Source organism: Rahnella selenatireducens, assembly GCF_046449555.1.
Lineage (GTDB): Bacteria > Pseudomonadota > Gammaproteobacteria > Enterobacterales > Enterobacteriaceae > Rahnella > Rahnella selenatireducens.
On the sequence record NZ_JBKEZJ010000006.1, the window covers coordinates 218,895 to 232,384 of the forward strand.

Sequence of the window (13,490 nt, forward strand, 5' to 3'; positions counted from 1 at the left end):
AGATGTGACTAATATCACAAAGGAATGCACTGCTGTTTTAGCGGTCGCGGTCTGTACCCGTTGCACTGTTAATTCCTACAACATGTTGAAAATTAAAAACAATGCGTCATCTGTCTGGCCACGATGCCAGGGTGACCGCATGAGGGGAAGAATATGCCAATAGTTATTGTAGCGGTGGGCGTTGCACTGCTGTTGTTACTTATGATCCGATTTAAGCTGAACGGCTTTATCGCGCTGATCCTGGTCGCTCTGGCGGTCGGGATTATGCAGGGTATGCCGGTCGATAAAGTTATTACGTCGATTAAAAACGGGGTAGGCGGAACGCTGGGCAGCCTGGCGCTGATCATGGGCTTCGGGGCCATGCTCGGTAAAATGCTGGCAGATTGCGGCGGCGCGCAACGTATCGCGACGACGCTTATCGAAAAATTTGGCCGTGAGCACATCCAGTGGGCCATCGTGCTGACCGGTTTTATCGTCGGTTTTGCTCTGTTCTATGAAGTCGGCTTCGTGCTGATGCTGCCGCTGGTCTTCACCGTTGCCGCGGCTGCGCGCTTGCCACTGTTGTACGTGGGGGTGCCGATGGCTGCCGCGTTATCTGTGACTCACGGCTTCTTGCCTCCGCACCCGGGCCCGACCGCGATCGCAACGATTTTCCATGCGGATATGGGCAAAACGTTGCTGTACGGTTCGCTGCTGGCGGTACCGACGGTGATTCTGGCCGGTCCGGTGTTTGCGCGCTTCCTGAAAGGTATCGATAAACCGGTGCCGGAAGGTCTGTTCAATCCGAAAACCTTTACTGAAGAAGAGATGCCAAGTTTTGGCGTGAGCGTCGCGACTTCTCTGGTACCGGTGATTCTGATGGCATTCCGCGCGGTCTGCGAAATGATCCTGCCGAAAGGCCATCCGGTTCTGGCGTACGCTGAATTCTTCGGTGACCCGGTGATGGCAACGCTTATCGCGGTGCTGATCGCTATCTTCACCTTCGGTCTGAACCGTGGTCGTAAAATGGAAGATGTCATGGCAACCGTGACTGATTCCATCAAAATCATCGCGATGATGCTGTTAATTATCGGCGGTGGCGGTGCGTTCAAGCAGGTTCTGGTCGACAGCGGAATTGAGAAATATATTGCAGCCCTGATGGATGGCAGCAATTTATCACCGATCCTGCTGGCCTGGTCAATTGCCGCCGTTTTACGTCTCGCGCTGGGTTCCGCAACCGTTGCGGCGATCACAGCAGGCGGTATCGCGGCTCCGTTGATTGCGACCACCGGCGTCAGCCCTGAGTTAATGGTGATCGCGGTCGGTTCCGGCAGCGTCATTTTCTCTCACGTTAATGACCCGGGCTTCTGGTTGTTCAAGGAATACTTCAACCTGAGCATTGTCGAAACCTTCAAATCCTGGTCCGTGCTGGAAACGATTATTTCCCTGTGCGGCCTGGCGGGATGCCTGTTGCTGTCGATGGTCGTTTGATAACAAACTGCAGCTACAAAAAAGGCGAACCCTCGGGCTCGCCTTTGCTTTTTTTACGCACCCACTAAATCTTCAAATACGCCCTGATCCCATCTAAGAACATCTGCGTGGAAAGCATGACCAGAATCAGGCCCATCAGGCGTTCGAGGGCGCTGACACCTTTATCGCCGAGCAGGCGCAGGAACAGATTCGACAGCAGAAGAATGGCCATCGATAAACCCCAGGCGATGAACAGGGCCAGCGTAAGGTGGCTCATCTGATTCGGATACTGGTGCGAAAGCAGCATCAGTGTGGCGAGAATCGACGGGCCGGCGACCAGCGGGATCGCCATCGGCACGAGGAACGGTTCTTCACCGGCAGGCAGGCCGCTGCTGCTTTTCTCTTCCGACGGGAAAATCATTTTGATGGCAATCAGGAACAGAATGATACCACCTGAAATCGACACGGTTTCGGTACGCAAATTCAGGAAGGACAGAATTTTTTCCCCGGCGAACAGGAAAATCAGCATCAGGATCAGGGCAATCAGCATTTCGCGGATCAGCACCACGCGGCGGCGTTTCGGATCAAGATGTTTTAGCACCGACATAAAAATCGGTAAGTTGCCCAGCGGATCCATAATTAAAAACAGCAAAATGGTTGCTGAAATCATTTCGGTCATGACTACCTCAGAATGATGAAATTCGGGTTAAAAACGCTTGTTATAAGTTGTGCTGCTATTAATGGCGGCACTATTGATTAAATTCACTTGCCACTTTTAGTACATTTTGTAAGGTGGTAGACCAGCGCGTTAACAGAGCAGGGTGCCTCATAAAAAGGCACCAACGTAGTGCAAAACGCGCGTTAAGCTTTTTAAGCCGTTATCACCCTCAGGGCAGGACAGATATTATGAAAAATGTAGGTTTCGTTGGCTGGCGTGGAATGGTCGGTTCTGTACTCATGCAACGCATGATTGAAGAACGCGATTTCGACGCTATCCGTCCGGTATTCTTCTCCACCTCTCAGCACGGTCAGGCCGCGCCTTCTTTCACGGGGCAGTCTGGTACCTTGCAGGATGCCTATGATCTGGACGCACTGAGTGCGCTGGACATTATCATCACCTGTCAGGGCGGCGATTATACCAATGAAATCTACCCGAAGCTGCGTGAAATCGGTTGGTCTGGCTACTGGATTGACGCAGCATCTTCTCTGAGAATGGAAGATGACGCGATAATCATCCTCGACCCGGTCAATAGCGCGGTTATTCATCAGGGTATCGACAAAGGCATTAAAACCTTTGTGGGCGGTAACTGTACCGTCAGCCTGATGCTGATGTCTCTTGGCGGTTTGTTCGCCAATGACCTGATTGAATGGGCGTCGGTTGCCACCTATCAGGCCGCTTCCGGCGGCGGTGCGCGCCACATGCGTGAACTGCTGACCCAAATGGGCATGCTGCATAACAGCGTCGCGAAAGAACTGGAAAACCCGGCTTCTGCCATTTTGGATATCGAACGTAAAGTCACGGCGCTGACCCGCAGTGGTACGCTGCCGACTGACAACTTTGGTGTTCCGCTGGCGGGCGGTCTGATCCCGTGGATCGACAAACAGCTCGATAACGGCCAAACCAAAGAAGAGTGGAAAGGCCAGGCGGAAACCAACAAAATTCTCGGCACCTCCAGTATCATTCCGGTGGATGGCCTGTGCGTCCGTATCGGTGCGCTGCGCTGCCACAGCCAGGCGTTCACACTGAAACTGAAAAAAGACGTGTCGATTCCAGAAATCGAACAAATGCTGGCTTCGCATAACGACTGGGTTCGTGTTATCCCGAACGACCGCGAATTGTCGATGCGTGAACTGACGCCTGCGGCAGTGACCGGCACCATGAATACGCCGGTGGGTCGTCTGCGTAAACTGAATATGGGCCCGCAATATCTGTCTGCGTTCACCGTCGGTGATCAGCTGCTGTGGGGCGCGGCAGAGCCACTGCGCCGCATGTTAAGAATTTTGCTCTAAGGGCATAATTACCCAGATTTCATCCCAACGGGACACCAGCACGGTGTCCCGTTTTTATTTCTGTCTTCAATCACTTCACCGTTAAACCGCATTTTGCCAGCGCAACCCTCTGAATTTCATTTTGCGAAAAATTCATCAGCTTCTGCCCACTGATTTACCGAACCTTTGTCTATGCTTAGTAGAAGAGCTCTGCCTCTTTGAGAAGCTGAAACAGAAACTTATTTGGAAATTGTGAACATAAGCGCCATCGCGCATTTTTTGGCAAAACGAAATCACGCCAGATCACAAAGTGACAGGAAAAAGGGGAGCACACTGGGATCACGTTTCGTATTGAATACCTGAATGATTTTATTGGATTTATTGATTTAATTAATCATAGGACGAAATTCATGTCTGTACTTCCCGATCAGCACGTCATTAATCAAATTATATCTGGCCATTACGCTGATCCTTTTTCTCTTTTGGGAATGCATTCCGTGAGCGCCGGGCTGGAAGTTCGTGCGCTGTTGCCGGATGCCGATCAGGTTTGGGTCATTGATGTAGAAAAAGGTAAGCAGGTCGCAGAACTGCGTCGTTATGACGATCGCGGTTTTTTTGTCGGCCTTATTCCGCGTCGTAAAAATGCCTTCCGTTATAAGCTGGAAGTGCGTTGGGGCGACGATCTTCATGTGATTGATGACCCGTACCGCTTCGGCACGTTATTGCAGGAACTGGATATCTGGCTGCTGGCAGAAGGGACACATCTGCGGCCCTACGAAAAACTCGGCGCGCATCCGCAAACGCTCGATGATGTTGATGGCGTCAGTTTTGCCGTTTGGGCACCGAATGCGACGCGCGTTTCAGTCGTGGGTGAATTCAACTTCTGGGACGGTCGCCGCCATCCGATGCGGCAGCGTCGTGAAAACGGCATCTGGGAGCTGTTCATTCCGGCCGTTCATGAAGGTCAGCTGTATAAATTCGAAATTATCGATTGTCGCGGCCATGTCGGCCTGCGTGCGGATCCGTATGCGTTCGAAGCTCAGATGCGCCCGGATACTGCGTCCTGCGTGCGAAAAATCCCGGACGTCGTGCCTTTTTCAGAAACCAGAAAGAAAGCCAACGCGCTGAATCAGCCGGTTTCGGTGTACGAAGTTCACTTAGGTTCGTGGCGACGTCATACCGACGATAACTTCTGGCTGAGTTACGGCGAATTAGCAGAGCAACTGGTGTCTTACGCCAAATGGATGGGCTTTACGCACATTGAGCTGATGCCGGTTAACGAGCATCCGTTTGACGGCAGCTGGGGTTATCAGCCGTTGGGCATGTACGCGCCGACCCGCCGTTTTGGCACGCCGATGGATTTCAAAGCCTTTGTTGATGCCGCGCATGACGCCGGTCTGAACGTGATCCTCGACTGGGTACCGGGGCATTTCCCAAGCGATTCCCACGGCCTGGCGGAGTTTGACGGCACCGCGCTCTATGAATACGCCGATCCACGCGAAGGTTATCATCAGGACTGGAACACGCTGATTTATAACTATGGCCGTCACGAAGTGCGTAACTATCTGGCGGGAAATGGTTTTTATTGGATTGAGCGTTTCGGCATTGATGGCCTGCGCGTCGATGCGGTGGCCTCCATGATTTACCGTGATTACAGCCGCAAAGCCGGGGAGTGGATCCCGAACTATTACGGTGGCCGCGAAAACCTCGAGGCGATTGCCTTCCTGAAATATACCAACCAGACCATCGGGCGCGAACTGGGTGGCGCGGTGACGTTAGCAGAAGAATCGACGGATTATCCCGGCGTCACCATGCCGCCGGATGCAAACGGGCTGGGCTTCCATTACAAATGGAATCTGGGTTGGATGCATGATTCGCTCCAGTACATGCAGCTGGATCCGGTTCATCGCAAATACCACCACAATCTCATGACGTTCGGCGTGCTTTACGCCTACAGCGAGAATTTCATTCTGCCGCTTTCGCATGACGAAGTGGTTCACGGCAAAAAATCCCTGCTCGACAGAATGCCCGGCGATACCTGGCAGAAGTTCGCCAACCTGCGCGCGTATTACGGTTTCATGTGGGCGCATCCGGGCAAAAAATTGCTGTTCATGGGCGGTGAATTTGCGCAGGGGCGCGAGTGGAATTTCGACGCCAGCCTCGACTGGCATCTGCTGGATGACCCAACCGGCTGGCACAGCGGCGTGCAGCATCTGGTGCGTGATTTAAATCTGACGTACCAGGCCAACGCGCCGCTGTATGAGCTTGATTACAACCCGCGCGGCTTCGAATGGCTGGTGGTCGACGACCATGAGAACTCCATTTTTGCCTTTGCGCGCCGTGATGAAAATGGCGGCGAGATTATTGTCATCAGCAACTTCACGCCGATTCCGCGCGAACACTACCGGATTGGCATCAGCCGCCCTGGGCGTTATCACGAAATTCTCAATACCGATTCGCACTTCTACCGTGGCAGCAACGTCGGAAACTGCGGTGACGTTTACAGTGAAAACATCGGCCATCATCAGCGTGAGCATTCGATCAGCGTCACCATTCCGCCGCTGGCGACCGTCTATTTGCGAAGAGAAGAGGCGTAATGAAACAGCTCGAAACCGGTCAGGCCGCGCCATTTGGCGCACATCTCAGAGATAACGGCGTGAATTTTTGCCTGTACTCCGCGCATGCGGAAAAAGTGGAGTTATGTCTTTTTGATGAGACCGGCAGCGAGCAGCATCTGCCTTTACCGGGCCGGACCGGCAATCTGTGGCACGGTTTTTTGCCCGAAGCGAAAGCCGGGCTGCGTTACGGTTACCGCGTTTACGGGCCTTTTGATCCGCAAAACGGCCACCGCTTTAACCCGAAAAAAGTGCTGATTGACCCCAGCGCGCGGGCGATTGACGGCGTGCTTCTGGATAACGCGCGTTTCACCGGCGGCACCGATGCGCCGGACGATAAGGACAGCGCCGTAGTGGCACCGAAATCGGTGGTCGTCGCCGGTAAGTTTGACTGGGAAGACGACAAACCGCCCGCCACGCCGTGGGGCGAAACCGTGATTTACGAAGCGCATGTGCGCGGGCTGACGCGTCAGCATCCGCGTATTCCGGCGGCAATCCGCGGTACTTACGCCGGGCTGGCGCATCCGGTCATGCTCGAATATTTGCAGCATCTGGGTGTCACGGCTATTGAATTATTGCCGGTTCAGCATCATGCCGACGAACCGCGTCTGCAACGTCTCGGCCTGAGCAATTACTGGGGCTACAACGTGCTGGCGCCTTGTGCGGTTGAACAAAGTTATGCCAGCGGGCTGGGCGGCGTGTCGGCGCTGAGCGAATTCAAATCCGCGGTGAAAGCGCTGCATCAGGCGGGCATAGAAGTGATCCTCGACGTGGTGTTCAACCACACCGCGGAGCTGGATATCGACGGGCCGTTTATTTCGTTTCGCGGTATCGACAATGCCAGCTGGTACTGGCTCAACGACGATGGTTCGGATAACAACATGACCGGCTGCGGCAACGCGATGCGCCTGACAAATGACGAAGTGATCGCCTGGACACTCGATTGCCTGCATTACTGGGTGCGCGAATGCCACGTTGACGGTTTTCGTTTTGATCTTGCGACGCTTCTCGGCAGAACGCCGGAGTTCACCGCGCAATCGCCGCTTTTCGATGCGATTAGACAGGACACTGTCCTTTCAAAAATCAAATTGATTGCTGAACCCTGGGACATCGGCACAGGCGGCTATCAGCTCGGGAATTTCCCGGCACCTTTCGCCGAATGGAGCGACATCTGGCGCGATGAAATGCGTCAGTTCTGGCTGCACGGCGATATCTCCATCGGGCAGTTTGCGGGGCGTATCGCGGCGTCGGCGGACACATTCAATCCCGCTCAGCGCGAACCCTATGCCAGCATCAACATGCTGACAGCGCACGACGGTTTTACGCTGCGCGATTTAGTGAGTTTTAACCAGAAGCATAACCAGGCCAACGGTGAGGAAAACCGCGACGGTCATAACGAAAATTTCAGCCAGAACCACGGCGAGGAGGGGCTGGAGGCGTCTGCCGATGTATTGCGACAACGCCGTCTCAGCCAGCGGGCATTGCTGGCGACGCTGTTTCTGTCACAGGGCACGCCGATGTTGCTGGCCGGTGACGAACAAGGCAACAGCCAGCAGGGAAACAATAACGCCTATTGTCAGGACAATCCGCTGACCTGGCTCGATTGGGAAAATGCCGACGAAGGCCTGATGGCCTATGTCTCCGCGCTGATTGCGCTGCGCCGGAAAATTCCTGCGCTGACGCAAAACCGGTGGTGGCAGGACGGCGGTGATGACGTGCAATGGTTGAATCAGCAGGGGCAACCGATGAGTACCGGCGACTGGGAGCAGGGGCCGCAGCAATGGCTGCAAATCTGCCTGTCGCGGCGCTGGTTGTTGATCGTGAATGCCTCACTGCATGAGGTTGAACTGCATCTGCCGCCGGGAAACTGGCAGCCGGTTGCGCCGTTTAACAGCGTGCTTTTCGATGAGGAACCCCGGCGCGTCATGGAAGGCTCGCAATGGCGGGCAGCAGCAAAAACCCTCTGTGTCCTACAAGATTTTACTCCACAGAGCCGGTAACTATAAAAATGAAGGAGTCAGATATGGCGACATTAGATAATCGGGACCCGGTCATGCTGGCGCGACAATTGCCGCTGAAATCCGTGGCGTTGATTCTGGCCGGGGGACGGGGTTCAAGACTGAAAGATTTGACCTCTACCCGGGCAAAGCCCGCCGTTCACTTTGGCGGGAAATTCCGCATCATTGATTTTGCCCTGTCGAATTGCCTGAATTCAGGGATCCGCCGCATCGGCGTGATCACCCAATATCAGTCACATACGCTGGTTCAGCACATCCAGCGAGGCTGGTCTTTCCTCAATGAAGAAATGAATGAGTTTGTGGATTTGCTTCCGGCGCAGCAACGCCACAGCACCGAACACTGGTACAAAGGCACCGCCGATGCGGTGTATCAGAATCTGGATATTATCCGCCGCTATGACGCCGAGTTTGTGGTGATTCTGGCCGGGGATCATATCTACAAAATGGACTACTCGCGGATGCTCATCGACCACGTGCAGAAGGGCGGAGAATGTACCGTCGCCTGCCTCGAAGTGCCGATTTCACAAGCCAGTGAATTTGGCGTGATGGGCGTGACGGAAGATTATCAGATCACCAGTTTCGTCGAGAAACCGAAAGATCCGCCGCCGATGCCGGGCAATCCGGACATGGCGCTGGCGAGTATGGGCATCTACATTTTCAATGCAGACTATCTTTTCCGCATGCTTGAAGAAGACATGGCGAGCGAGGAATCCAGCCATGATTTCGGCAAAGACCTGATCCCGAAACTGACCCGTCAGGGGGTGGCGCGCGCGCATCCGTTTGGCCTGTCCTGCGTGACGCAAAACGACGAACTGACGCCGTACTGGCGGGATGTGGGCACGCTCGACGCTTACTGGCGCGCGAATCTGGATCTGGCGTCGGTGACACCGGAACTGGATATGTATGACCGCAACTGGCCTATCCGTACACATATGGAGCCGCTGCCGCCCGCCAAATTTGTGCAAGACCGGTCGGGCAGTCACGGTATGACCATGAACTCGCTGGTGGCCGGTGGCGTGATTGTTTCAGGTTCGGTGGTGGTGCATTCCGTGCTGTTCCCGCGGGTGCGCATCAACTCTTTCTGCAATATTGATTCGACGATTATTTTGCCGGATGTGAATGTCGGACGTTCCTGCCGTTTACGTAAATGTGTGATTGACCGCGCCTGCCAAATCCCGGAAGGCATGGTGATTGGTGAGAATGCCGATGAAGACAGCCGTCGTTTTTACCGTTCGGAAGATGGCGTTGTACTGGTGACGCGCGCAATGCTGGCGAAACTATAAAGACACGTTAGAGAGCAGTATTTTTCGTCATCCCGGTGAACGCCGGGATGACCGGGATAATCAGGAGCGCGAATGCAGGTTTTACATGTTTGTTCCGAGCTGTTTCCGCTGTTAAAAACGGGCGGCCTTGCGGATGTCGCAGGGGCATTGCCCGCCGCTCAGATTGCGGAAGGTGCTGACGTCCGCGTGCTCATTCCGGCTTTCCCCGATATCAAAAAAGGGCTGGGAGAGACGAAGGTCATCGGCACGCTGGCGACCTTCGCCGGGCATGTCACCCTTTCACTGGGCTACTTTGACGGCGTGGGCATTTACATCATTGATGTGCCCGGTTTGTACGACCGGCCCGGCAGCCCTTATCACGATCAATCGTCTTTCGCTTATCCGGATAACCATCTGCGTTTTGCCTTGCTGAGCTGGATGGCGTGCGAACTGGCGCTGGGTTTTGACCCGCACTGGCAACCGAATATTGTGCATTCTCACGACTGGCACGCCGGGCTGGCGTCGGCGTATATCCGCGCCCGCAACGCGCCGGTGCGCACGGTATTTACTGTACACAATCTGGCATTCCAGGGGCTGTTTGGCGCGCATCATATCGATGAGCTTTACCTCCCGCGTGAATTCTTCCAGATGCACGGGCTGGAGTTCTACGGCCAGATTTCCTACCTGAAAGCCGGGCTGTTTTACTCCGATCACGTGACCACCGTCAGCCCGACGTACGCCAAAGAAATCACGCGTCCGGAATTTGGTTACGGCATGGAATCCCTGCTGCGGGAACGTGAAATGCAGGGGCGACTGACCGGTATTCTCAACGGCGTTGATGAGGCTATCTGGCAGCCGCGCGATGACGTGCTGCTTTCTGCCCGCTATGACGCGGACGATTTGCGTTCCAAAGCCATCAATAAAGCCTATCTGCAACGCGCGATGGGGCTGGATGTGGACGATTCGCGGCTGGTTTTTGCCGTGGTCAGCCGGCTGACCAGCCAGAAAGGGCTGGACCTGGTGCTGGAAGCGTTGCCTGATTTACTCGAACGTGGCGGCCAGCTTGCGCTGCTGGGCGCAGGCGATGCCGTGTTGCAACAGGCATTTCTGGCCGCCGCGGCGGATAATCCGGGGCAGGTCGGCGTTCAGTTGGGGTATCACGAAGCGTTCTCCCACCGGATCATCGGTGGCGCTGACGTCATCATGGTGCCGAGCCGGTTTGAACCGTGCGGATTAACCCAACTTTACGGACTGAAATACGGCACGTTGCCGCTGGTGCGCCGTACCGGCGGGCTGGCGGATACGGTCGTGGATTGTGCGCTGGAAAATCTGGCTGACGGAACGGCCAGTGGTTTTGTTTTTGAAGAAGCAACGGGGAAATCGCTGGGAAATGCGATCCGCCGGGCCTTTGTTTTGTGGAGCCGTCCTAAGCACTGGCGACACGTGCAACAACACGCCATGGGTATTGATTTCGGCTGGAAGGTGGCAGCGCAGGAATATCTCACGCTGTACAACCGTCTGTTGTCCTGAACCCTGAACATAGCTAACCAGATCGGGAATGTAACGTTATGACTTCACCGTTTAATTACAACTCACCGACAGTCAGTGTCGAAGCGCTGAAACACTCTATTGCCTATAAATTGATGTTTATCATCGGCAAAGATCCGTCCATTGCGACGCAACATGACTGGCTGAATGCCACCTTGTTTGCGGTGCGCGATCGTATGGTGGAACGCTGGCTGCGCTCCAACCGGGCGCAAACCTCACAGGACGTCCGGCAGGTTTATTATCTGTCGATGGAGTTTCTGATTGGGCGGACTCTCTCCAATGCGCTGCTGGCGATGGGTATTTATGACGATCTCAAATGTGCGCTCGATGAAATGGGTTTTGATCTCGAAGAACTGATCGGCGAAGAGAATGACCCCGGTTTGGGCAACGGCGGTCTGGGGCGTCTGGCAGCCTGTTTCCTCGACTCGCTGGCCACGCTGGCACTGCCGGGGCGCGGTTACGGCATCCGCTATGAATACGGGATGTTCGCGCAAAACATCGTCAACGGCGAGCAAAAAGAATCACCTGACTACTGGCTGGAGTACGGTAACCCGTGGGAGTTCCAGCGCTACAACACCCGTTATAAAGTGCGTTTCGGTGGTCGTGTGCAGCATGAGGGCGTGAAAACCCGCTGGCTGGAAACCGAAGAAGTTATCGCCTGCGCCTACGATCAGGTCATTCCGGGCTACGATACCGACGCCACCAACACGCTCCGGCTATGGGGCGCGCAGGCCAGTAACGAAATTAATCTGGGTAAATTCAATCAGGGCGATTATTTCGCGGCAGTGGAAGATAAAAACCATTCCGAGAACGTATCGCGCGTTCTATACCCGGACGATTCCACCTATTCAGGCCGTGAGCTGCGTCTGCGTCAGGAGTATTTCCTGGTGTCGGCGACCGTGCAGGACATTCTCAATCGCCATTACACCACGCACCATACCTTCGACAATCTGGCTGACAAAATTGCTATTCACCTCAACGACACGCACCCGGTGCTGTCGATCCCTGAGCTGATGCGGTTGCTGATTGACGAGCATAAATTCGAGTGGAAAGACGCGTGGGAAACCGTGTGTCGGGTGTTCTCGTACACCAACCACACGCTGATGAGCGAAGCGCTGGAAACCTGGCCGGTGGATATGATTGGTAAGATCCTGCCGCGTCATCTTGAGATTATTTTCCAGATTAACGATCATTTCCTCAAAGAAGTCGCGGAACAGATCCCCAACGATAACGGCCTGCTGTCCCGCGTGTCTATTATCGATGAAGGCAACGGTCGTAAAGTGCGGATGGCGTGGCTGGCGGTGATTGCCAGTCATAAAGTGAACGGCGTGTCTGCGCTGCATTCCGATCTGATGGTGCAGTCGCTGTTTGCGGATTTCGCGCACATTTACCCGGATCGTTTCTGCAATAAAACCAACGGCGTCACCCCGCGCCGCTGGCTGGCGCTGGCCAATAAACCGCTGTCGGCGGTCATTGATGACGCCATCGGCCAGACCTGGCGTTCTGATCTCAGCCAGCTTTCTGAACTGAAACAAAATCTGGATTACCCGAGCTTCCTGCAGGCGATCCGAAAGGCGAAGCTGGATAACAAAAAACGGCTGGCGCTGTACATCGCCCAGAAGCTGAATATTGTCGTCGATCCGAAAAGCCTGTTCGATGTGCAGATTAAACGTATCCACGAATATAAACGCCAGTTGATGAACGTGCTGCACGTCATCACGCGATATAACCGCATTCTGGAAGAGCCTGATGCAAACTGGGTGCCGCGCACGGTGGTTTTCGCCGGTAAAGCGGCGTCGGCGTATTATGCAGCCAAACAGATCATCCGGCTGATCAACGACGTAGCGGCGGTGATCAACAACGATCCGCGTATCGGTAATAAACTGAAGGTGGTGTTTATTCCGAACTACAGCGTCAGCCTGGCGCAACTGATCATTCCGGCAGCCGATCTTTCCGAACAGATCTCGCTGGCGGGCACCGAAGCATCGGGCACCAGTAACATGAAATTCGCATTAAACGGCGCGCTGACGATCGGTACGCTGGACGGCGCGAATGTCGAAATGCTCGAACACGTGGGCGAGGAAAACATCTTTATCTTCGGCAATACCACGCCACAAGTCGAAGAACTGCGACAAAAAGGCTACAACCCGCATACCTACTTTGAACAGGACGCCGAGCTGCATCAGGTGCTAACGCAAATCGCGACCGGCGTATTCAGCCCTGGCGAGCCAAAGCGCTACACGAACCTGTTCGATACGCTGGTGAATCTGGGCGATCACTATCAGGTGCTGGCGGATTACCGCAGTTATGTTGATACGCAGGATAAAGTCGATGAGCTGTATAAACTGCCGGAAGAGTGGACGCGGCGCACGCTGCACAACATCGCCAACATGGGCTATTTCTCGTCTGACCGCACGATTCAGGAATACGCGGATGAGATCTGGAACATTAAGCCGGTGAAGTTGTAGGGGGTTGGTGCAGAGAAAACGCTGAAATGAATCCCCGGCAAGACGTCGGGGATTTTTTTAGACTCTGTAAATAGTCCAGTGTAACCAATATAGGGTTACCGCCGATATGGTCGGCGAATTCAATAATAAAACGACTCATCG

General features: G+C 54.4%; 8 protein-coding genes. 7 read left to right on the forward strand and 1 reads right to left on the reverse strand.

The genetic code is table 11. The annotated features are described in order from the left end of the window. Positions 1–153: 153 nt before the first annotated feature. Positions 154–1,470: a gluconate transporter gene (gene gntT, locus ACLBVC_RS12445; protein ID WP_410149856.1), complete on the forward strand. Its 1,317-nt coding sequence runs from the start codon at positions 154–156 to the stop codon at positions 1,468–1,470. A gap of 64 nt (positions 1,471–1,534) precedes the next feature. Here the strand turns inward: gntT and ACLBVC_RS12450 are convergent, their stop codons facing one another. Next, entirely contained in the window at positions 1,535–2,128 is a 594-nt protein-coding gene (locus ACLBVC_RS12450) for a YhgN family NAAT transporter (protein WP_095923864.1), read from the reverse strand. Positions 2,129–2,355: 227 nt separating this feature from the next. Here ACLBVC_RS12450 and asd point away from each other — a divergent pair, with 227 nt between their 5' ends. The 6 genes from asd (at position 2,356) to glgP (ending at position 13,349) form a co-directional block, all read left to right on the forward strand. Continuing rightward, positions 2,356–3,459, forward strand: a complete 1,104-nt coding sequence (asd, locus tag ACLBVC_RS12455) for an aspartate-semialdehyde dehydrogenase (RefSeq protein ID WP_120132887.1) — start codon at positions 2,356–2,358, stop codon at positions 3,457–3,459. A gap of 389 nt (positions 3,460–3,848) precedes the next feature. Then, complete coding sequence (gene glgB, locus ACLBVC_RS12460) at positions 3,849–6,035, forward strand: 1,4-alpha-glucan branching enzyme (protein WP_410149857.1); 2,187 nt, start codon at positions 3,849–3,851, stop codon at positions 6,033–6,035. Next, positions 6,035–8,053: a glycogen debranching protein GlgX gene (gene glgX, locus ACLBVC_RS12465; RefSeq protein ID WP_410149858.1), complete on the forward strand. Its 2,019-nt coding sequence runs from the start codon at positions 6,035–6,037 to the stop codon at positions 8,051–8,053. The genes glgB and glgX overlap by 1 nt, the downstream gene beginning before the upstream one ends. 23 nt (positions 8,054–8,076) lie before the next feature. Then, a complete protein-coding gene (glgC, locus tag ACLBVC_RS12470; protein ID WP_410149859.1) occupies positions 8,077–9,354 on the forward strand; it encodes a glucose-1-phosphate adenylyltransferase in 1,278 nt (425 codons plus the stop codon). Positions 9,355–9,426: 72 nt separating this feature from the next. Further along, positions 9,427–10,863: a glycogen synthase GlgA gene (glgA, locus tag ACLBVC_RS12475; RefSeq protein WP_410149860.1), complete on the forward strand. Its 1,437-nt coding sequence runs from the start codon at positions 9,427–9,429 to the stop codon at positions 10,861–10,863. A 38-nt stretch (positions 10,864–10,901) separates the two neighbouring features. Then, positions 10,902–13,349, forward strand: coding sequence for a glycogen phosphorylase (gene glgP, locus ACLBVC_RS12480; protein ID WP_410149861.1), 2,448 nt, complete (start codon positions 10,902–10,904; stop codon positions 13,347–13,349). The last annotated feature ends 141 nt before the right edge of the window (positions 13,350–13,490 follow it).